Genomic DNA, 21,387 nt, shown 5'->3' on the forward strand with positions numbered 1-21,387 from the left:
CGTTGTTTTGGGTATAAAAAAAATTAAATATATGGCAGAAGGTGCTCCGCCCTTATAGATACTAATTTAAAGATGCAAAGATAAGTCTAATCTTATTTTAAACTAACAATACGAAAACCTTTTTGTTTTTAGCGACTTACAAACTCGGCTTTTAGCTTTTTACCAGAAACTGCGCAATTGTTATTTTTTAAAGACAAAACTAATTAATCTAGGTAATCCATGTTCCGCTCCTTCATCAAACCATTCTTTTAATTCAACCAATTCCAAACCACTTTTTTTGGCTTCATTAATATATTCTGAAACGTGATGAATATAAACCTCTAGTTCCTTGGTACCTGCCTCGGTTTCGTATCTAGCTTTACTACCCGAGTATTGTTTAAAAGGATGTAATTCACTTATAAAAAACAGGCCGTTCTTTTTTAATTTTAAATATGCTTGATTGAAAATATAATCTAAATTCTCTATATGTTCTAGCGTTAAACTACAAGTGATAAGGTCGAAAAAATTATTATCGACGCCCCAATTTTGGATTAAGTCTGCTTTTTCGAAAGTAACCTTGCTGTCTACTATTTTCTCTTTTGCTTTGTTCAGCATTTCTTCTGAAAAATCTAAACCTATAATCTGCTGCGCATGCGTTAATAGCCATTCGGTATTTTTACCTGTGCCACACCCCAACTCTAGCACATTGCTAAACTTATATTCACTTAAGGTTTCAATGGTGCACTTTTTATCTAAATCTCGCGTGCGGTTTTCGTTGGTGTCGTATTGATTGGCCCAAATATCATAGGCTTGCTCTATGCTCATGCTGTGCTATTTATTAGTACTCTAAAAAATTAACGCTGTAGTTTATGTAACTAATTTATCAAATAAATTTCATTTAGAAAATACGCCAAGGGTTTAACAAAAAAACTTCCTTTAAAATTATAAAGGAAGCTTTTCAAGTAACTATTAATTAGGGTTAGGGTATTTATCTTTACTCTTTTTTAGAGTATTCTTCTGGTAATAAAATAAACTCGGCATAATCTTTCATATCAAAATAATTATTGGCCGCATCTTTAAACATTTTAGAGTTCAACTTATTAATTTTACTTTCAAAATCTAAAATAGACTCTGGGTTTAAATCGTATTCATAAGCAGTTTTAAGCTTATAAAGCCAAAACGTGTTTACTTCTAAAAACTCCTTAGCATTTGCTAATTCAGCTTCCTTAATTTTATTAACATCTTCTTGAGACGGACCATGTTTTTTAATTTTTTCTATTTCTTCAAAAACTTTAGCCTTTAATTTTTCGATATTTTCAGGATCGCAAGAAAACCTTATATTAAGTCTAAACCACTGGTATGGAATATCTGAAGCAAACCCAGAAACTTTAACACCATAAACACCTGCCATTTTTTCTCTTAACTCTTCCGTTAATTTTATTTTGAGCACTTTTGCTAACAAGCTAATTTTCTCTTTTTCTTCTAACGAAAAATTAAATGTACCAGTAAAACGCATATCAACTTGGCTTTTATTATCTAAACCTTTTATTACGGCTTCTTTAATACCGCCTTTTGCATAGCGCAGCCCAGTATCTTTCCAAGTACTTTCTTCATTTAAATTAGAAGGTAAACTTCCTAAATATTGATTTACAAGTGGCTTAAGCACTTCTAAATCAACATTACCAACAACAACAAACAAAAAGCCATTTGCTGATGAAAATCGCTCTTTATAAAAACTGTAAACCTCGTCTAAATCTAATTCTCTCTCTATTTGCTCTACAGTTTCTGGTATAGCTCTTAAATGATTTTGAGACATAACTTCGGTTATACGCTTTTCAAAAAAACCGCCAGGATTATTATCCGAATCTTTATACAACGATTTTAAACTTTCTTTTTTTGTATTAAATACAGCAGCATCTTTGTTTGGCTTAGTAAAATATAGGTTTACCATTTGCAACATACTTTCCAAATCTCCAGACGAGCTATTGCCAGATACCAATTCGTTATAATAATTAATATAGGTTTTAAGCTTTAGGGTTTTTCCCATGTTGAGCTTTTTCAAATCAGCATCTGATATACCATTAACACCACTAGCACCAATAATACTACTAGCATTTCTAGCCGAAACATAAAGTGAATCTGGAGCCACAGAACTTCCTCCTGGTCTAAACCCGTTAAGTGATATTAAATCATTTTGGAACTCAGTTGGTTTTACAACCACTGTAATACCGTTGGATAACTCCCAAGTTGTTGTATTAATCTTTTTATTATACGTTTCTTTTAAAACCTTACCTGGCTTTGGTTTTTCCGGCATTAATTGAATATCTCCTAATTTATCTTTATAAGGTTCTATAGACTTAGTTTTTACCTGTGTTAATATGCTTTCTATCTCGCGCTCTGTAGGCAATTTTAAATCACTTTTCTCTACAGATTTTAACAATACAGTCATATTATCATCTCTTACCCATTCTGTAGCTATGTTATTAACATCTTGCACTTTAACAGAAGGAAAAACCTCTGTATAAAACTGATATACAAATGCATCACTAGGTATAGGCTTAGCACCTGTAAAGTTATCAATATATTGCTCTACATAATATTTTGTAGAAATTTTACCTGTCTCTTTTTGACGTAAATCAGCATTATTCAATAACAGTTTTTTATAACGTTCCAGTTCTGTTTCTGTAAAACCAAATTGCTTAGCCCTCGAGCTTTCTATCAACAAGCGCGTTATGCCTTCATTAATTTTATCCTCCTTTAGTTTAGCATTTAAATAATAGCTATCCATATTGCTTAAAAAGTTTCCAATACCCGCATTCGTAGATAAGAAAGGAGAATTTGCTTCTAGCACTACATCGGATAATCTTTGGCGTAGCATACCAGAATAAAAGCTTTTTAATAATTCTATTTTATAGTCTTGTAAGGTTGTTACTGGCGTCTCTTCTTTTTTAACATAAACAGAAACACTAGCGCCTTGTGTTTCTTCATCTGTAATTACAGATACCACAGGAGAACTGTTTTCTGGAATTTTATAATAGATTCTTTCCTTAGGGTTTTCGGGACCCTCAATACTACTAAAAAGGGATTTCACCTTTTTTTCGGCTTCTAGCACATCAAAATCTCCAACCAAAACTAAGGCCATTAAATCTGGACGATACCAATCTCTATAAAATCGTTTCATGGCATCATAATCCGAATTTAAAATAACATCTAATTTCCCTGCTGGAGCGCGCTCAGCATAGCGCGAATTATTGGTTAACTCACCTATAGACTTGTAATACATTCGCATACCTGCGCCTCCTCTTGCTCTAAGTTCTTCGGCAACAATACCACGTTCTTTATCGATTTCGTCATTTTCAAACGTGATACCATTTGCCCAATCTTTTAAAACTTGCAAACTGGTATTAAATGTTTCGGTATCGGTTGGTACAGATAATTTATAAACGGTTTCATCAAAACTAGTATGTGCGTTTAAATCTGCTCCAAACTCCACACCTAAACCTTGTAAGTAATCTATAAGTTTGTTTTTCTCAAAGCTTTCGGTTCCGTTAAAAGCCATATGTTCTACAAAGTGAGCTAAACCCTGTTGATCATCGTCTTCTAAAATAGATCCGGCTTTAATAACCAATCTAAACTCAGCCTTATTTTGAGGTTTTGCATTATGTTTGATATAATATTTTAGTCCGTTGCTTAGTGTACCCATTTTAACGGTAGCATCGGCCGGTATTTTATTATTTAAATTAATGTTTTGCGAAATACCGTATATGCTATATAGGCACAAGATATTTGCAAAAACTATGTTTTTAATGTTCATGTTTTAGGAAATAAAAAATAGTGAAATAGAGCTTCAGACTGTTATATAGCTTGAAGCTCTATACTGACTAAATAATTGAAAAAATTAATTTTTAAATACCCAGATACCCTGGATTTTGTGGCCCGAAGAGTGTATTATTTTCTAATTCGCTAATAGGAATTGGAAAAATATACTGATTGGAGCTGGTAACATTTGTTTTAATTTCTTCAATTTTACCATGGCGAATGGCAGCAAACCAAACGGCCCCAGTTTCAAAACAAAGTTCTTTTACATACTCGTCGAAAATGATATCAAGTAATTCTTCTTGAGAGGTATACTCTAAATCTGGAGCAGCACCGCCATACGCTCTATTACGCACAGCATTAAGAGTTTCTTCCGCTTGAGCGAGTAAATTTAAACGTGCCTGACATTCTGCTTTTATTAAATAAACTTCGGCCAAACGCATATAATTTGCTGGTCCACCGCTTACACCACTCGTGTATATTTTTTTAAGTAATAAATTACTCGTATTGTATGATGCCTCTTTTCTTGGATCGTCTACTAAAAAATCCTGAAGCCAAGGAGAAACCTTAACTAAACTTTGATAATAGTATGATAACTTACTACCTTGCCCTTCTCCATTTATTCTAGAAAATATTACTTCGCTATTTGCTACACCATTTTCAAAAACATCTTCAAAATTAGATTCTAATTCTACATCGCCAGAGTTAATAACCTCATCGGCTAATAGAACAGCCGCTTCATAGTTTTCCTGACCACCCATATACAGCAGAACATTTGCTTTAAAAGCCTTTGCTGCTATCGAAGATGCGTAATAATTATATGTAAAAGCCGCATTAAGCTCAATACTTTTATCTAAATCGTCTAAAATAAAATCGTAACTTTCTTGTACTGTAGATCTGGCTATTTTACTATTTTCAACAGTAGACACCGTATTTTGAAGTACAATACCATAGTCGCTAGACAGGTCGAAAAACTGACCAAAACTTCTTAGCGCAACATAGTGACCAAAGGCTCTTAGGAAATAGGCTTCGCTAAGAATTCTATCATGTTCGCCTGCGGAAACTGATGCATTATCAGTTACTGCCGAAATTGTAGCATTGGCAGAATTAGTAATATAATACGGCCACTCGTAAACCGTGTTTAAAGAAACTTGGCTAGAATCGAAACTATTGTCTGAAGCTTCGCCAAAAATCCAAGTTGAATTTGTTGTTGTTAGCGAACCATCCATTAAAGGCAACATAACTTCCAGATACTGATAGTAAGTCCAGTTTAGCTGTGTATAAACCCCTACTAATGAGGTTTGCGCACTTTTATCATCGGTAACTAATTGATCTTCGAATAAATAATTTTCTGGCTGAACATCTAACGCCGCATCGCAAGAACAAAAAAGGATGCCTGTTAAAATTGTGAATAATATGATGTTATTTTTCATTGTCTTAAATCTTTTAAAAGGTTAACCTTACTCCAGCGATAAGCTGTTTTGATACAGGGTACTTGTTACTATCTATTGGTGTTCTAAAGCTCGCAATATTTGCAAACTCAGGATCGGCACCCGGATAATTGGTAATAGTAAACAAGTTGGTTGCCGTTACGTATAAATAAAGCCCTTGAAAATTGATGTTTTTCAACGCTTGACTATCTAAGTTATAACCTAATGTTACTGTTTTAATACGCAAGTAATCTCCTTTATGCACATATAAACTAGACTGTCTGTTATTTTGGTTACCACCTGTTAAATTAGTTGCATAAACCGCTCTTGGGTATTCAGCACCTAAGTTCTCTGGCGTCCAGCGATCTAAGGCTATCAATTGCTTATTTCCTTGGTCGTTTAGTGACGTATAGCTATAAGTATTCTCTCCTGCCTTCCAGTAAATATCGTTACCTAGACTATAATTTGCGAAAATATTTAGAGACAAACCTTTATAGTTTATGTTGGTATTAAGACCTCCAAAAAAGTCAGGTTCAATGCTACCAATGTTTGTAACATCAGGGCCAGATGTAGAAGAACTCACTTCGCCATCGCCATCTAAATCGGCATAATAAACATCTCCAGGACTCGTTAATGATGACTGATATAAACCACTTGGCGCACCAGCGTTTAAATTGTCTATTTGTTCCTGAGACTCAAAAAGTCCGTTTGCCACATGCCCTCTAATTAAACCAAGCGACTCACCTTCTTTAAAATACAAACCATTTAAATAAACAGCACCATACTCATCTTTATAACTACTATTTAATTTCACTATTTTATTGTTTGCTGTAGCGGCATTAAATCCAAAATTCCACTTTAAATCTTTTTTATTGATAAGGTCAAAGTTTAAGGTTAACTCTATTCCATTATTTTGTGTATTTCCTAAATTAGAAATCACAGTATACAGGCCGCTAGAAGACGCTAATTCCGTTTGGTACAATACATCTTTTGTATCTTTTTGGTAGTATCCAAACTCACCTTTTATTTTATTATTTAAAACGGCAAACTCAATACCAATATCTTTTTGAGTTGTAATTTCCCATTTTAAATCAGGATTACCAATACGCAATGGCACAACACCTGTATCGCCATTATACACTCCATTTGTTCCGTTTAAAGCACCGTATAAACTAAAAGATTGGTTAGGATCGAAGGTAACATTACCCGATTGCCCAATACTACCTCTAATCTTTAAAAAGTTTAACCAATAGGCGTTATCCATAAATTTTTCGTTATGAATATTCCAACCTAATCCTAAAGCAGGAAAGCTTGCCCATCTATTATTTGCACCAAATTTGGAAGAACCATCTGTTCTTCCTGAAAAATTTAAAATGTACTTATTATCATAATTATAAATAAAACGAGAGAAAAACGACACTAAAGTACTTTTTGTAACGGCTTCCTGTGCAGAAAGACTTTCACCAGCATAACTAATACCCGTTAATGTATCATCATTCGGGAAGTTTTCACCATAAAAATTGACAGTCTCCGTGTTTTCATTTTGAAAGGTGTTACCAACTAAAACATTAAAATTACTTTTTCCTAAAGAAAAATCATAAGTAGCAATTGTTTCTACAGAAGGGTTAATGGTTTTTCTATTTACCAAAGCTCCTTTACCATTAGTAGTAGCACCACTTACAGAGTAGCTTGGATAGAAGCTATAACTTTCAGAATCTATTTGCTGAAGTATTCCTGTGGTTTTAATAAACAAATCTTTAATAGGCTCAAACTCAATCCCCATATTAGCAAGCATAGAAAAGTTAGTTGAAGTTACTCTTCTATCTTTAGAAGTTAGTGGGTTGTAAATATCTCCAAAACGAGACACAAGATTTCCATCTTCATCATAAGGCGTCACATCTGGTCGTAAATACGTTGCTGCTTCTAAAGTTGAATTAAGGCTATTTAAAGCATAATCACTTTCAACACGCCCCAAACTAATGTTGGTAGTGAACTTTAAATTATCTTTTATTTTTTGATTTAAAGACAAACCAAAAGCATACCTCGTTAATTTATCACCAATAATAGCGCCATTATCATTTTGCAAACTTAATGATGAATAGTATGAACCATTATCGCCACCACCTCTCACACTTAAAGCGTAATTAGAGGTGTTCGTAAATGTTTTCACAGATAAATCTTGCCAATCGGTATTAGTAGTTAAATCAACTTCTGTTCCTGCCAAAATACCTTGTCCAAAAGAATCTGTAGTTGATACAACACCTCCAGAATTTACATAATTATTAATAGCCTCAGAATAAAGTGTTTGATACTGAGCCGAATTAAGCACATCTGTTTTTTGAATTAGATTTGCTCTTTGTGTAATAGAAAGTTGAAACTCCGGTTTTCTGGCTCCTCTTCCTGTTTTTGAAGTAATAATAACAACACCATTTGCAGCACGAGACCCATAAATTGAAGTAGCTGTTGCATCTTTCAAAATGGTTATGGCTTCTATATTATTAAAATCGATAAAACCTAAATCGTTATTAAAACCTTCATTTTCTAACGTAGTAGATTCATTATTACTAATACTATCAATAAAACCAGCATATCCGGGAGTTTCTGTATTTGGCGTAATAGGAATACCATCTACAACAAATAACGGTTGGTTGGTTCCTAAAAGAGACGAACTACCACGAATACGAACTCGAGCCGCAGCACCTGGTTTTCCACTTGGACTACTTACCTGAACACCTGCTACCTGACCTTGCAAAGCCTGATCTACATTAATTATGGTTCCTTGAAGTGCTAATGCAGACACATCGATAACACCAACAGCACCCGTTAAAGCTTCTTTTTTAACCTTACCATATGCAACAATTACCATTTCTTCTAAACCTGTTACAGAACTTTGTAACTTAATATCAATAGTGGCTCGACTATTAATTTGTACTTCTTGAGTTTCATACCCCACGTACGATACCACAATTGCTGTAGCACCTTTAACATAAGGTAATTTAAAATTACCATCAAAATCTGTACTGGTACCATTTCTAAGCCCCTTATAGACAATTGTAGCTCCTGGTAGAGGCGCACCATTTTCATCGGTAACTTTACCTTGTAAATTTTGCTGTACAAACTTGTTTACCGCTTCTTTTATAGTATGTATAAGCGGTTTACTTTCTTCTTTTTTTACTATAACAATTTGTTTATTTACAACCTTATAATCAACATTTAAGCTTTTAAAAAGTCTTTTTAAAACATGTTCTAGTTTTTCTTTATCAGAAGTAATACTTGTGATTTTACTTTTCACAAAAACGTTCTTTTCGTAGAGAAATTTAAAATCTGTTTTTCTTTCAATTTCACTTAAAACATCTTCAACATGCATATTTTCGCATGTCAATGTAATTTTTACATTTTGAGAAAACGTATTGGCATGAATTTGTAACAACGTAAAAAAGAGCAATAGAGAGGTTAGCTTCATTTTTAAACTAATTTTAGAGAGAGATAGTACTTCACCCATCTCAATAATGAATTTTTTCATACTTTTGGTTTGATTTAATGTGTTAGACATTGGAATCACTTTTTACTAAATCGGAACGTGTTGCTGCATTTTCCGATTTTTTTTATGTTATACTACAATTGCTGTTGTAGTAAACTGTAAAATAGCAACTTTAATTTTCTTTGAAATTGTGTTTTAATTTGTCAGTTTTCAATCATTAATTTTATTGTTTTTATGGATTAATTATAATGTTATTTTTATTGAATTCATATTCAAAATTTCCGGAGGTGCTTAAACTTTCTAATACCTCGTAAATATCTTCTGTATCAAATTTAGCTGTAAAATAGCGCTGTTCTAGCTTTTTATCTTTATTAATAAAACTAACATTATACTGCCTTTCTAGTTTTTTTAATATATCGGTAAAAGCAACCTCATGTAAAATTAATCGGCCATCGAGCCAAGCCACATGTGGTTCCACATCTATCTGTTCTACATCAATAGCATTGCTATATTTGTTCCAGGCAGCTTTAAAACCTGGCTTTAGAATAACAGACTCTTTGTTTTGCGTTCCATTTCTAGACACATCTACAGAGCCTTCTACTAAAACAGTACTTATATTTTCATCTTCAGAATAAGATGACACATTAAATTTTGTACCCAACACCTTAACATCAATATTATTCGCATTTACTATAAAAGGATGATTTTCATCTTTAGTTACATTAAAAAAAGCTTCCCCTTTTAAAAACACTTGCCTGTTTTGACCACTAATAAAATTAACAGGATATTTTAATGACGAGCCGGCATTTAAAGTAACAACAGTCCCGTCTGATAGTTTAAGCTCAAAACGTTTCCCATACGGTACACTTAAGGTATTATATATCAATTTACCATCTACTACGTCAGCATTATAAACTAGTTTATCTCCTCGTTGCGTCCCTATCACTTTACCATCGCTACCTATAATTTCTTGTACATCATCTTTATTAATAACAACTATGGCTTTATCATTCTCTAATAAAAGTTCTATTTGCTCTTCTACTAACTCTAAGGTTTTAGGCGCACTAAAAAAACCTTGCATCAACACATAGCCTAACCCTAAAAACAGTATTAAAACAGCGGCATACCTAAAAGCGATACGTTTAATTTTAAATACTTTTTCTGCCTTTTTATCTTTACTAATAATATCCAACAAATGCTTTTTTGTTTGCATAGCGTTGTACTCCTTAATAGTATGGTTAATAGCGTAATTCGTTTTTACAAAGTTATCAAACAACGGTCCATGCCCTGGTGCTTTAAGCCATTGATTTAATTGATCTAACTCGTTTAAAGATGCCTGATTAGTAAAGTATTTTACTATAATATTTTCTATTTCTTTAGAAACCATTATTCCCTTCTGTTTTATATTATAACGAAGTAAATTTCCAATACCCTAACTTTTTATCAACATTTTTTTAAATTAGCAGAAGAAAATTCACTGAATGACTGATTTCTCAATAAATAACGCAACACTAATCAAAGGGTTAAAAAAGGGCAGCACAGCGGCTTACACCCAGTTGGTAGACCTATTTCACCAAAAACTTTGCGTTTATGCTTATAGCTTAACTCACGACCATAGTACAGCAGAAGATATTGTACAAAATGTATTTGTGAGTATTTGGCAAAAGCGAGAGAAATTAAAAGATGATTTTAACCTCAAAAATTATTTATACAAATCTATATACAACCAGTTTATTGACCTTTACAGAAAAGAAAAAGCAACTATAGCTTTAGAAAAAAAATATATAGAGGCCTTAGATACTGTAGTTGAAGATCAGGATAACAACATAGAAAACTTAATTTCCCTAGTAAAACAAGAAATACAAAACCTGCCTCCAAAATGTAAACAAACCTTTATTCTAAGTAGACAAGAAGGCTTAACTAACGTTGAAATTGCAGAATATCAAAATGTATCTATTAAAACGGTAGAAGCCCAAATTACAAAAGCCTTCTCTATAATTAGAAAGAATATAGGCAGTAAAACTAGCGGAATTTTATTCTTGCTATTTGGCAAACACGCCTTAAAATAAACCGCTCTCTTTTTTTAAGCACAGCTAGCTACAACTTCAGTAAACTTATATTCTACTTAATACAAGTGATCTAGTTTAAACCCACACATAAAAACAAGCATCCCCACTAAAGCCAATACATGCAGCCAAAACCCAGTATAGGTTATCACGTTCACAAAATTTTTATTGTAGAATTTCGTAATTGAAGATATAGCGCATAACAAAACACAAACCTCAAAACCGAGTACAAACCATTCTCTTGTTTCGAAGTGATGCGCTTTTATATTCACGGTATCGACAACCCAAAAGATTAGCATCCCGATTACAAAAACTGCATTTACATAAGCCACAGATAATGCGGTCTTTTTTGTTTTATATCCAATGGAAATCGCTACTAAATGACAGATTAAAATAATAACTAATGCTATAATTACAGTAGTATCAGTCATAGTTATTAATTAAGGTTAGTCTACCCGATTTCCTTTTTTATCAATCGAAAACCATTCGTCACTTTCAACAACGCGATGTTCATCTAAATCAAAATATTCTTTAGCACTGTAAGTTACTTCTGCTTTTCCGTTTTCAAACCATTTTACATAGTCGTATTCGCAAGCAATTACAACCTGCCCGAATCTGTTAGCATATCCCATTTTACCATTTCGGATTACTCGCGTTAACCCATCATTAAACGGTTCTAAGCCATTATCAAACATCACAAGATCGAATAGAACATTCTCGTTCTTGTCTATAGCCATTTGGCGTCCATACGTACTATCGTTAGGATGCTCCATAACATTGGCATAAAACTCTAAAGTATCTGTGCCGTAGTAGGCGTATTTACCATACGGAATTATAGTATCATTATTTTCGTTTACATAAGCAACACTTACACCATATTCTAGATGTTCCGCGTTTGTAACTGCTTTCAGTTTACTGCCCGGAATAGTATCTGCCAACGCGACATCAAAATACCGATAGTTAGTAACATCTTTATTCACGTATTCCTTGCACGAAAACGCTACAAAGACACTAAAAATTAATAAGATTATTGATTTTATTTGCATTGTAAAATGGTATCTAAAGCATGGAACTTATCGCTTTTCCACTTTAACGGGCTTAGCCTCTAAGGTGTAATTTTTTAAAATTGCTTGAGCTTCTTTCTCACTCAGTATTTTTAAATCCGAACTGCTTATAGCTTCCTGATCAGGCATCATAGAACGCATTAAAATTAATTTAAAAGCCTCTTTTCTGGCTCCTAGTTTTTCTTCTCCTCCGTTGTTTAAGGCATATGGTTTATAAGCATTAGCCATATTCTGCCAAATATTTATTTCGTTATCTGGGTTTTGGTCGCGCTTAAAATTTGTAATAGTTTCATCTAGAGAAACTGGGTAAACCTCATTAAAAGTTTCTTGTATATCTTTAATTTTCGCCAATTGTTCGTCGGTTAACGCCTTATGCACTACTGGCCCTTGTGTTAAACCTTCAATTGGGGTGGTTTCAATATTAGAATTTTGTTTTGCTTCGTCTTTGCAAGATGTTACAAAAACAGCGCATATAGCAATCAGTATTAACTTTCTCATTTGTTCCTCATTTGTTTTAAAGCCAAAGTAACTATTAAAAATAAATATCACTCACTTTAGCTTATCTTAAAACTAATATTTCTACAACTGAATATATTTATGCACTGCATAATCTGGCTGTACAGTCTTCTTTTGAAAACGGATGCTTTTATTGAGAACAGCAGCTGAAAACAAGTACAACTAGAATTCTGAGGTTGTGTGGGGGTTTGAGGTTGTGCATTTTTTTGGGTGAGGTTTGGGATATTTTATGTTAGATATAAAATAATTAGCAAAAGCGTCATTAACAAAGACTTCCTAGTAAAAAACAGACTTACCTATTCTCCAATTTCGTCTATTTTCAAAGACATATAATTTACCATGCTACTAATTATAAATAATGTTAAATAAATAATAGAAGTTAACCAATACAAAACCAAAAACCGCAGGGCATACACAACCAATATTTGAATAAAATTAAATATTTCTTGAATTTGTATTTCTTCAAAATTCAGTTCATAATCGAATGCATTAATTGAACTAATTTCAGGAAATAGGGTATTCAAAGACAACAAAACAAGTGTTAAAATAGATAAAACTATATTATAACCAGTAATAAATGAGAATTGTTTAGAAAAGTTGAATGACTGAACATCTATTAATTTTTCTTGAGAACTAGCTTTACTTAAGTCTTTCTTTTTGTAAAACTTATCGAAGCTAAAAATAAGAGCTGTGATAAATAATCCTATAAATATAGAAAGTATCGTTGAAACGTATGAAATAAAAATTTCAGGAAAACCTTTTTTCAAAAATAACAAGAGTACCACAGGAACAAGAAAGCTAATTAATTTTCTAGCATATTTTTCTCTAAAGCCTATAGATGCATTACCATTTATATCTTTTTGCTCATATTCCACTGCTTTTTTCCTTAGCAATTTTGTATATTTAATTAAATTTAGAGACATTTAAATCCGGTCTTAATTCTGATATTATTTCTCCTTCGAATAGATTGATACATAATTTGTTTAAGTCATTAAAATCAGGTGTTCCATCATTTAATTTCACTCTACCATTTAAATATATTGTTGGCTGAAAACTATGGTCTTTAGAGTTCCATTCGAAAACTTTTTCTTTGTTGGTTATTTGATTTTTTGCAGTGAATCGCTTCTTTTTAAAGCTTTTAAGTTCAACCTCTTCATTATCATTTTTAGTAAAGACCATTTTGTTTATCAAGTTAAGTAATTTCGAACTATCTAAAATAGATATTGTAGACTTTTTAGGCGTAATTTGAATGTTTATATCATATTCATGTAAAATATTATTTATTGGCTTAGAGCTTGGTGTTGTTCTGTCAATTATTGTTGAAGAAAAAGACATATTTTTAATTAGTGCACCATCTTTGAATTCATCTTGAAATGACTGAGGAACATATGGAGACAACCTCGCTTGAAAAAAACCACTTCCAGAAAACAAACTTGAGATATACCTTTTCAAGATATGTGTAACTGTCTCTTCTACACTGTTTGAATGTATTGCAACAAAACCTTCTGAATGATCAGAAGGTAAGTAAATAAAGACATAGTAAGGTAATAGAATTGATTTGTCTCTTCCTAATTTTGCATTATCTGCTTTATCGGCAATGTTAGACACTATAGCGTCTTTATCATAAGGTCCTCCATTTAATACTCCAGAGATAAAATTCTTCTTAATGTTCGGAGTTGGCTTTAAAGAATAATATGGATTCGTTTTTGGGTCTGAAATTATTGTAATTGTTTTTTTATGCTTTGGATTTTTTGAATGACCAATTTGAATTTTAGATATAAAATGATTAAAACATAATTTGAAAGCATCATCGTTGTTTATTCCAGCGTCTCCTCTTAGTTCCTCTATTGCAAAATCTCTAAATGTTTTTTCCTTTTTCTTTGATTTTGGTTTTAACTGGATTCTAAAGAACTCTATTTTCGGGTTTTCTGCCATTTTATTATATTTTTATCTTAATTTCGAATACGACTATTTTTATATAAAAATTTTTCTTTCAGCTTCTACCAAAAGATTTTATATAAGATCAGCACAAAACACCAAAACAAAGCTCACCGCATTCACATTAAAACAACGGAACGTGCAAACAAGGTTTAGTCTAATATGCTAAACTTGGTTATTATATTTTCTATGTATATTCTTTAGGGAAGAATGGCAAAACACTAGCTTAAGGTGTATTGCAGGCTAAATATAAATATATTTTGCAAACCTCTTAACGTAAAGTGCTTTAAAATTCATTTTTAACATATTTAGGGTTGCTTTGAGCTGTGGTTCTTCTTCAAAACTTTAGATATATTTTGGCGAAAAAAAAGCTATGATGCTCAAAACTAAATAACAAAGTTTTATTTACCAAAATAGAATTAATGCGCTCCATAAGTAAACAAAATATTACATTAAGAGTAAATCGCAACATTTTCGCCACTTACTTGCTACAAAACATACCATTTGAATCCTTAAGCTTTAAATAACTTAGCTATTATCCAATAACTAAACATTTAAAACTTTTTAAGATGAAAAAAACATTACTATTATTTATTACGTTACTAAGTATAACGTTCACTTATGCACAAACAGAAGGTGCAACATTTACATCAGGCGATTACACCTATGAGGTTACTGCAACAACGACCGAAGTAAAAGTTATAGGCTATACCGTAACCGATTTAAATATACCTGCTACAGTTACCGATGGAACATATAGCTATAATGTAACATTGCTTCCGTCTGGTGTATTTAACACAGATACAAACATTACATCGGTAACAAGTACGGCTGCAGTCGCTATTGGCTTGCAAGCTTTTAATGCTTGTTCGGGACTTGAAACGGTGAGTTTGCCAAATGCCACATCTATTGGTAATAGTGCCTTTTTAAATTGTTCAGCACTAACCACTGCAGATCTTAGCAGTATAACAGGTACGCTTGGTAACAACACCTTTAAAAATTGTTCTGTATTAACAACTCTAGATGTGAGTAGTGCAACTATTGCTGGAAACAATGCTTTTGAAAACACGGGTACACTTGCAAATGCAGATTTTAGCAGTTTAATTTCTCTTGGAGCGCAAACTTTTAGAAATACCTCAGCCGTATCTTTAAGTTTCCCTGCGTTAACTCATGTAGGTAATGCATCAGATTCTACTTCGGGATTAGTATTTTGGCAGGCAAGCGCCCTTAAAACAATAGACTTACCGGTTATTGAAGTGATTAACACAGGTGCTTTTAATTCATGTTCATCACTAGAATCTATTACTTTTCCTGCTACATTAACATCGCTTACCGAAAACAACTATAATATGTTTAAAGGGTGTACAAGTTTAGCTAATGTAATTGTAGAATACACCACATTTATACCTCTAGGATATAACCCAGACGGCGCTTCTGTAAATACATCAATATTTGCCGATGTATTTGGAGCGACTTTAACGATTCCTTCATCTGCCAATGCTGCCGATTATACAACAGGAGATGTATGGAAAGATTTTGGCTCACCTGTTTTAAATGTAAACGCTCATGAAGCTGCATTAGGATGGGATTTTTACCCTAACCCAACAAAAGATGTAGTGACTATACAAAACACACAATCGCAAAATGCAGACATTACAGTTTTCGATTTAAACGGAAGAGCATTATTGAATAAAACGATTAATAATGTGCAGTCTGAAATTAATATATCGAGCTTAAACACCGGTATTTATTTATTTCAAGTTAAAACAGATGCAGGCGCATTTGTAAAACGCATTGCTAAGCAATAAACAAACCTTAATAATCATTTAAGCACAAAAAAGTCCGATTCTAGTGAATCGGACTTTTTTTATTAGATATAACTTATTCTTTCTTGATTACGTTTTATTTCTGATATTTTAGAACATAGTTATTTGTACCATCACTACCATCGAGCGCAACACCACTTGGGCAGTACAGATACTCAGGGTCATTATTTGCATCCATAAGCAATTGTGGCCGTTCTAATTTAACATGCTTTCCATAACGCGGATTTGCTCCTTCTGGAACATTTCCATTTAAATAAAAACTTTGAAAATTATGAAACCCAGAAAGTGGTTCTGCTTTAAATTGAAGTCCATCATCGGACACCCAAAGTAAACCGCCTCCTTTTTCTAAAATGCCGTGATTATCTGTGGTTAGCAAACAAATTTCATCTTTCCAGATAAACGCATATCCATCTTCTATTCTAACTTCGTTTGTTGTAATGGGATTGGGTTGAATAACATACGGGCCTTCTAATTTTTCTGCAATAGCAAGTCCCATACTCACCTTTCCGCCTTTACCTTTAGGTCCAGCCATCGCTTTAAAATACAGATAATATTTTCCGTTTGGGTGTTTTATAAGTCCTGGATTATTAACACCAAGACCACTATCAAAACACCAAATAGAGGGATCGATAGGCGGACTCAACAAAGGTTCATCTTTATTTGGCTTCTCTATCCAAGGCCCATTTAGACTGTTACTCACAAGCATGCCTATGCTTTGGCTCGGACCATGATTTTCGTCACCATCGTTAGCTATAAACACTAATACATATTGGTTATCAATTTTTTTAATACTTGGGTTATGAAAACCAGCAGCGTTCCAGGCATGATCACCTTTGCCTTGCGCCACAATTTCCATAAACTTAAATGGTCCTTCAGGATTTTTAGAGACATAATGAGCAATTTCACTATTATATCTCCACGCCTTTTTAAATGGAGTTTCTGATGACCATCTTGCACTAAAAAGATGCACGTTTCCTTGCTCATCTCTAATAGGTGAGCTTCCCCAAACATCATAACCTGGTTCGTTTATAGATTCTCCTATAAACTTCCAATGATCGGACATTGCAGTCGGCACTTGCACCCTATCTTTTATGCTTTCGGTTTTAACCGTTTCATTTTTTTTATCAATTTCTTTACAAGAACAGAGACAAATAGATAAAGTTATAATAACTAAAAATGTTGCTTTTATACTTTTCATTAATACTAATTTTATAACATTTGGATGGGTAATTGCTTCCATTCTATTCCCTGAAGCTAATTTTTCAAAAAACAGAAGGTGACATACCCATTCTAATAATCTTAGAGTTTTAAGGCTACTTCAACAATAACACCAACGTTATTTAGCCTAAGTAGCTGTTTATTTAAGGTTTAACTTTATTAGCGCTCACCCCATTTTGCCAATTATTGTTACATTCTTTAAATAGTATTTCTTTCAGTGATTCCGTTTTCTTCTTGTATTTTGATGACAATTCATTTTCCTCTTTGTAATCATTAGGTAAATAATACAGTTGAAACACATTTTTTTTCAACAAGTAACGCAGTTTCCAACCTTCTTTTGTAACCAAAGCTGGCCCCATTGTAGATGAATACACCGTATACTTTCGCTCTTTACTTTTTTTACCAAAAAGGGTTTTGGCATAAGAAACACCATCTTTCTCTTTGTGGGTTTTCGCGCCGACTATTTCAGCTAGGGTATTAAGAAAATCGTAATTACTCACCATTTGATTTGAAATCGTTCCTGGTTTTATTCTCCCTTTCCAATACCAAAATAGAGGAACACGCACTCCACCTTCCCAGTTTGAACGCTTTAAGCCGGCCATTCCATCATTACCATCAAATACATCACCGCCTAAATGGCTATAAAATTTTGTATTTATATTATTATACGTTTGGCCTGTCGTTAAATCGTGTGTTTTATCACATCGGTCTTTTTGGTGGTAATAAAGCTCATGACCATTATCGCCTGTAAACACCAAAATGGTATTATCTAAATCCCCTAATTCTTCCAACTTGGTATAAATTCTACCTACATCTGTATCTAGCATTTTGACCATGGAAGCGTATTCCTTTTCAAGTTCAGATAAATTTGGATTGTTTTTAAACTCGGGAGCTACCTCTGGAATTGAGATAGGGCCATGTGGTAATTGCGAAGGGAAGTAAACAAAAAAAGGCTGTCCGCTTTCCTTTTTACTTTGCACCTCTAAATAGTCCAACAATTTATCCATTATAATATTTTCTGAATAGACTTTTCTCCCCGTCATATCCCAACGTTTCTTATAATTTTCAGGGGATTTTCCTTCAGGGTTTTTGCCACAATCGATTAAAGTATTCCCCGGAATATAAACTTTTTTGCCATTTTCAAATAAAAATGACGGATAAAACCCATGACAGCGTTGGTGGTCATAATAACCATAGTGATAATCCCAACCATGACGTTCAAGACGTTCTGTTGTTGTGGAAAAGCCCCATTCTAACTTACCAAACTCAGCCGTGGTATATCCCGCTTTCTGCGCCACTTCTGCTAAAAACACCATATCTTTTTTGGCTGGCATTGCCACCGCATTTACTCTATCTTTTATTTGATCTAAACTTAATCCATTATCTAATTTCATATAAATACCCGCTTGGGTAATATTGTATTGGTCTGTTCTGCAATCGTGCATACCAGTTAATAAACTAGCTCTGGCAGGTGAACAATAATGAGAGCCATATGCATTATCAAAACGAAGTCCCTCATTGGCCAATTTATCTATATTGGGCGTGCTAATAATGTTCTGCCCGTATGTCCCCAACAAACCACGCCCAAGGTCATCAGCATAAATAAGAATGATATTGGGTTGTTTCTCTTGTGCCAACATCATGGTATTTACCAATACAACCATACCGAAAAGAAACTGTAAACCTCTATTTTTCATTTTATATGATATTTTAAATTTGTTGCAATTCGCTATTAAAACTCTAAAACTTCTCCTTTTTTAGTCTCAATTTGTTTTACTTCATCTTGATAACGCAAGTTTAAAGTATTCCCTAATTTAGAAGTTATCACTAATGTTTTCAGTTTACCTAATTCCCAAGTCATGTCGATTTCAAAGCCTTTTCTGGCAACAAGACCTTTTATACTTCCCGATGCCCAAGCTTTTGGTAAAGCCGGTAGAATGAGCACTTCACCATTCTGACTCTGCATCAACATTTCTGTAATACCCGAAACCACACCAAAATTTCCATCAATTTGAAATGGCGGATGCACATCCAATAAATTCGGTAAAGTAGATTTTCGTTGTAATGCCAAAATATTCTCGTAAGCTTTATCTCCTTCTAACAAACGTGCATAAAAATTGATAATCCATGCACGACTCCAACCTGTATGTCCGCCTCCTTTAGATAAACGTCCTGCAATAGTTTTTTTAGCTGCCTCAAAAAGTTCGGGTGTTTTAGTTTCCGAAATTTGATTTGACGGATGCAAACCATACAAATGCGAAATATGTCGGTGTCCCGGCATCGCTTCTTCAACCTCATCAACCCATTCCAACAAGCGACCATCTTTTCCAATTTTAAGCGGTGGCATTTGTGCTATTTTACTTTTAAGCAAATCGCTGAACTCTTTATCAATATTTAAAATTTCTGCGGAAGCAATACAGTTATAAAAAAGTTCGAGCACTATTTCTCTGTCCATCGTCGGGCTCATATTCAAGGTTGCTTTTTCACCATCTTTAGTTAAAAAATTATTTTCCGGTGAAATAGACGGTCCCGTAACTAAAAGTCCTGTTGTTGGATCTTTAATCATAAAATCGATAAAAAACAAAGCGGCTTCTTTCATTATTGGATATGCCTCGTTTTTTAAATAATCTTTATCCTCAGTATATTCATAATGCGTAAACAAATGTTGGCAACACCAAGCCGCACCCATAGGCCACATACCATGTCTCGCTTTCCCAAAAGCTGCTGTAGAATGCCAAGCATCACTAGTGTGGTGTGCTACAAAACCTCTAGCGTTATATGTTTTTTGAGCCGTAATACGCCCCATTTCTCTTAAATTTCCAATAAACTCTAAAAACGGCTCGTGACATTCGGCAAGATTAGTCATTTCGGCCATCCAATAATTCATTTGCACATTGATGTTAATATGATAATCAGAATTCCAAGGCGGTGTAAATCCATCTGCCCAAATACCTTGCAAATTGGCAGGTAAAGTGCCCGGACGTGAGCTACTAATAAGCAAATATCGACCAAACTGATATTGTAATTGTGTTAAGTAATTATCTTCTGCTCCTGCTTTAACTTGCTTTAAACGCTCATCGGTTGGTAAATCTTCACCGGTATTATCAGATAGTTTAAAAGCGAGTCTATGGAATAACGATTGATAATCTTCTGTATGCCTATCTAAAAGGTTTTTATATGAAGAAGAAGCCACGTTTCTATAAATCTGTTCGCAATCTATTTCAGGATTAGAACCGCGATAATCACTCGCTGCAATTACTTTTACAATAACCTCATCGGCATTAGAAATTACTAACTTTCCTTCTAATACTTCGGATGTACCACCTACTGTTTCAAAATGAAGGGTAGCATGAAACTTCACACCATGGCCATTACCAACATGTTCCGAAAATTCAATTTTATTTTCGGATACCGATATTTTAGTTTGAGCATTTCTTTTTACCCAAGCCGACATATTAATTTCTCCTTTTTTATCTGCCGTATATTTATAAACCATCACCTTGTCTGGAAAACTAGAAAAATAATCACGTTTAAAATAAACATCATTATTATTGAAAGATGTGGTTACCACAGATGTATTAATATCCAGCTCGCGTTTGTAATTTGATATAGAATCTAAACCTGGAGTTTCTATAAATAAATTAGCAAGCATTTGATATGTGTTTTCACCCCATGGCAAACGATCGTTCAGAATTTTATCTTGAACCAATGTTTCCGCATCCATATACGCCTCATCAAAAAGAAGTTTTTGGATGGTATCTATATATTTACCAGCATCTTTTTTATCTCGATTATAGTCTTTTCCACCTGTCCAAATGGTTTCTTCATTTAAACAAATAATTTCATTTTTCGGATTTCCATAAATCATGGCGCCTAAACTACCATTACCTATCGGCAACCCTTGATTCCATTTCTCGGTAGATTGATTAAACCATATTTTTAAAGGTGTTTTTGGTGATTCTTCTTTTTTTTCAGAACAATTAAAAAGCATCAAAAAACAAAAGGATGCGACTATATATTTCATATGTGTTTTATTTGGCTTTACACTCCAAA

The 21,387-nt window shown here is 33.5% G+C and carries 15 protein-coding genes; 2 read left to right on the top strand and 13 right to left on the bottom strand.

Going from position 1 to position 21,387, the window contains the following annotated elements:
* Nucleotides 1-180: 180 nt before the first annotated feature.
* The 5 genes from GQR98_RS03165 to GQR98_RS03185 form a co-directional block, all read right to left on the bottom strand.
* The gene (locus GQR98_RS03165; RefSeq protein ID WP_159018243.1) at nucleotides 181-804 is read right to left on the bottom strand and encodes a class I SAM-dependent DNA methyltransferase; all 624 of its coding nucleotides are present in this window, start codon (nucleotides 802-804) and stop codon (nucleotides 181-183) included.
* Nucleotides 805-973: 169 nt separating this feature from the next.
* The gene (locus tag GQR98_RS03170) at nucleotides 974-3,793 is read right to left on the bottom strand and encodes a M16 family metallopeptidase (protein WP_159018244.1); all 2,820 of its coding nucleotides are present in this window, start codon (nucleotides 3,791-3,793) and stop codon (nucleotides 974-976) included.
* A 91-nt stretch (nucleotides 3,794-3,884) separates the two neighbouring features.
* Complete coding sequence (locus GQR98_RS03175) at nucleotides 3,885-5,228, bottom strand: RagB/SusD family nutrient uptake outer membrane protein (RefSeq protein ID WP_159018245.1); 1,344 nt, start codon at nucleotides 5,226-5,228, stop codon at nucleotides 3,885-3,887.
* 13 nt (nucleotides 5,229-5,241) lie between these two features.
* On the bottom strand, nucleotides 5,242-8,748 hold the full coding sequence (locus GQR98_RS03180; RefSeq protein ID WP_159018246.1) for a SusC/RagA family TonB-linked outer membrane protein: 3,507 nt from the start codon (nucleotides 8,746-8,748) through the stop codon (nucleotides 5,242-5,244).
* Nucleotides 8,749-8,938: 190 nt separating this feature from the next.
* Nucleotides 8,939-10,093 carry a FecR family protein gene (locus tag GQR98_RS03185; RefSeq protein WP_159018247.1) on the bottom strand — a complete coding sequence of 385 codons (1,155 nt, stop codon included), beginning with the start codon at nucleotides 10,091-10,093 and terminating at the stop codon, nucleotides 8,939-8,941.
* A 94-nt stretch (nucleotides 10,094-10,187) separates the two neighbouring features.
* On the opposite strand from GQR98_RS03185, the gene GQR98_RS03190 reads away from it, so the two are divergent.
* Complete coding sequence (locus tag GQR98_RS03190) at nucleotides 10,188-10,775, top strand: RNA polymerase sigma factor (protein ID WP_159018248.1); 588 nt, start codon at nucleotides 10,188-10,190, stop codon at nucleotides 10,773-10,775.
* 56 nt (nucleotides 10,776-10,831) lie between these two features.
* On the opposite strand, the gene GQR98_RS03195 is transcribed toward GQR98_RS03190, so the two are convergent.
* The 5 genes from GQR98_RS03195 to GQR98_RS03215 form a co-directional block, all read right to left on the bottom strand.
* A complete protein-coding gene (locus GQR98_RS03195; RefSeq protein ID WP_159018249.1) occupies nucleotides 10,832-11,203 on the bottom strand; it encodes a hypothetical protein in 372 nt (123 codons plus the stop codon).
* A 15-nt stretch (nucleotides 11,204-11,218) separates the two neighbouring features.
* Nucleotides 11,219-11,818: a WG repeat-containing protein gene (locus tag GQR98_RS03200; RefSeq protein ID WP_159018250.1), complete on the bottom strand. Its 600-nt coding sequence runs from the start codon at nucleotides 11,816-11,818 to the stop codon at nucleotides 11,219-11,221.
* Nucleotides 11,819-11,845: 27 nt separating this feature from the next.
* Nucleotides 11,846-12,334, bottom strand: coding sequence for a hypothetical protein (locus tag GQR98_RS03205; protein WP_159018251.1), 489 nt, complete (start codon nucleotides 12,332-12,334; stop codon nucleotides 11,846-11,848).
* A gap of 314 nt (nucleotides 12,335-12,648) precedes the next feature.
* On the bottom strand, nucleotides 12,649-13,275 hold the full coding sequence (locus GQR98_RS03210) for a hypothetical protein (RefSeq protein WP_159018252.1): 627 nt from the start codon (nucleotides 13,273-13,275) through the stop codon (nucleotides 12,649-12,651).
* Nucleotides 13,256-14,287, bottom strand: a complete 1,032-nt coding sequence (locus tag GQR98_RS03215; protein ID WP_159018253.1) for a hypothetical protein — start codon at nucleotides 14,285-14,287, stop codon at nucleotides 13,256-13,258. Before GQR98_RS03215 ends, GQR98_RS03210 begins: the two co-directional genes overlap by 20 nt.
* A 572-nt stretch (nucleotides 14,288-14,859) precedes the next feature.
* Here GQR98_RS03215 and GQR98_RS03220 point away from each other — a divergent pair.
* Entirely contained in the window at nucleotides 14,860-16,098 is a 1,239-nt protein-coding gene (locus GQR98_RS03220; protein ID WP_159018254.1) for a leucine-rich repeat protein, read from the top strand.
* Between the two features lie 94 nt (nucleotides 16,099-16,192).
* On the opposite strand, the gene GQR98_RS03225 is transcribed toward GQR98_RS03220, so the two are convergent.
* The 3 genes from GQR98_RS03225 to GQR98_RS03235 all read right to left on the bottom strand — a co-directional run bounded on the left by GQR98_RS03225 (nucleotide 16,193) and on the right by GQR98_RS03235 (nucleotide 21,358).
* Nucleotides 16,193-17,314, bottom strand: a complete 1,122-nt coding sequence (locus tag GQR98_RS03225) for a glycoside hydrolase family protein (RefSeq protein WP_159018255.1) — start codon at nucleotides 17,312-17,314, stop codon at nucleotides 16,193-16,195.
* A 163-nt stretch (nucleotides 17,315-17,477) separates the two neighbouring features.
* Nucleotides 17,478-19,031, bottom strand: a complete 1,554-nt coding sequence (locus tag GQR98_RS03230; RefSeq protein ID WP_159018256.1) for a sulfatase-like hydrolase/transferase — start codon at nucleotides 19,029-19,031, stop codon at nucleotides 17,478-17,480.
* 35 nt (nucleotides 19,032-19,066) lie between these two features.
* A complete protein-coding gene (locus GQR98_RS03235) occupies nucleotides 19,067-21,358 on the bottom strand; it encodes a glycosyl hydrolase family 95 catalytic domain-containing protein (RefSeq protein ID WP_159018257.1) in 2,292 nt (763 codons plus the stop codon).
* Nucleotides 21,359-21,387 lie beyond the last annotated feature (29 nt).

This window comes from Algibacter sp. L3A6 (assembly GCF_009796825.1).
Lineage (GTDB): Bacteria > Bacteroidota > Bacteroidia > Flavobacteriales > Flavobacteriaceae > Algibacter.

Excerpts from the sequence above, each read along its gene's own strand:
- GQR98_RS03220 (WP_159018254.1), top strand. The coding sequence starts at position 14,860 with ATGAAAAAAACATTACTATTATTTATTACGTTACTAAGTATAACGTTC.
- GQR98_RS03190 (WP_159018248.1), top strand. The coding sequence starts at position 10,188 with ATGACTGATTTCTCAATAAATAACGCAACACTAATCAAAGGGTTAAAA.
- GQR98_RS03230 (WP_159018256.1), bottom strand. The coding sequence starts at position 19,031 with ATGAAAAATAGAGGTTTACAGTTTCTTTTCGGTATGGTTGTATTGGTA.
- GQR98_RS03195 (WP_159018249.1), bottom strand. The coding sequence starts at position 11,203 with ATGACTGATACTACTGTAATTATAGCATTAGTTATTATTTTAATCTGT.
- GQR98_RS03225 (WP_159018255.1), bottom strand. The coding sequence starts at position 17,314 with ATGAAAAGTATAAAAGCAACATTTTTAGTTATTATAACTTTATCTATT.
- GQR98_RS03210 (WP_159018252.1), bottom strand. The coding sequence starts at position 13,275 with ATGTCTCTAAATTTAATTAAATATACAAAATTGCTAAGGAAAAAAGCA.
- GQR98_RS03215 (WP_159018253.1), bottom strand. The coding sequence starts at position 14,287 with ATGGCAGAAAACCCGAAAATAGAGTTCTTTAGAATCCAGTTAAAACCA.
- GQR98_RS03175 (WP_159018245.1), bottom strand. The coding sequence starts at position 5,228 with ATGAAAAATAACATCATATTATTCACAATTTTAACAGGCATCCTTTTT.
- GQR98_RS03205 (WP_159018251.1), bottom strand. The coding sequence starts at position 12,334 with ATGAGAAAGTTAATACTGATTGCTATATGCGCTGTTTTTGTAACATCT.
- GQR98_RS03180 (WP_159018246.1), bottom strand. The coding sequence starts at position 8,748 with ATGAAAAAATTCATTATTGAGATGGGTGAAGTACTATCTCTCTCTAAA.
- GQR98_RS03200 (WP_159018250.1), bottom strand. The coding sequence starts at position 11,818 with ATGCAAATAAAATCAATAATCTTATTAATTTTTAGTGTCTTTGTAGCG.
- GQR98_RS03185 (WP_159018247.1), bottom strand. The coding sequence starts at position 10,093 with ATGGTTTCTAAAGAAATAGAAAATATTATAGTAAAATACTTTACTAAT.
- GQR98_RS03235 (WP_159018257.1), bottom strand. The coding sequence starts at position 21,358 with ATGAAATATATAGTCGCATCCTTTTGTTTTTTGATGCTTTTTAATTGT.
- GQR98_RS03165 (WP_159018243.1), bottom strand. The coding sequence starts at position 804 with ATGAGCATAGAGCAAGCCTATGATATTTGGGCCAATCAATACGACACC.
- GQR98_RS03170 (WP_159018244.1), bottom strand. The coding sequence starts at position 3,793 with ATGAACATTAAAAACATAGTTTTTGCAAATATCTTGTGCCTATATAGC.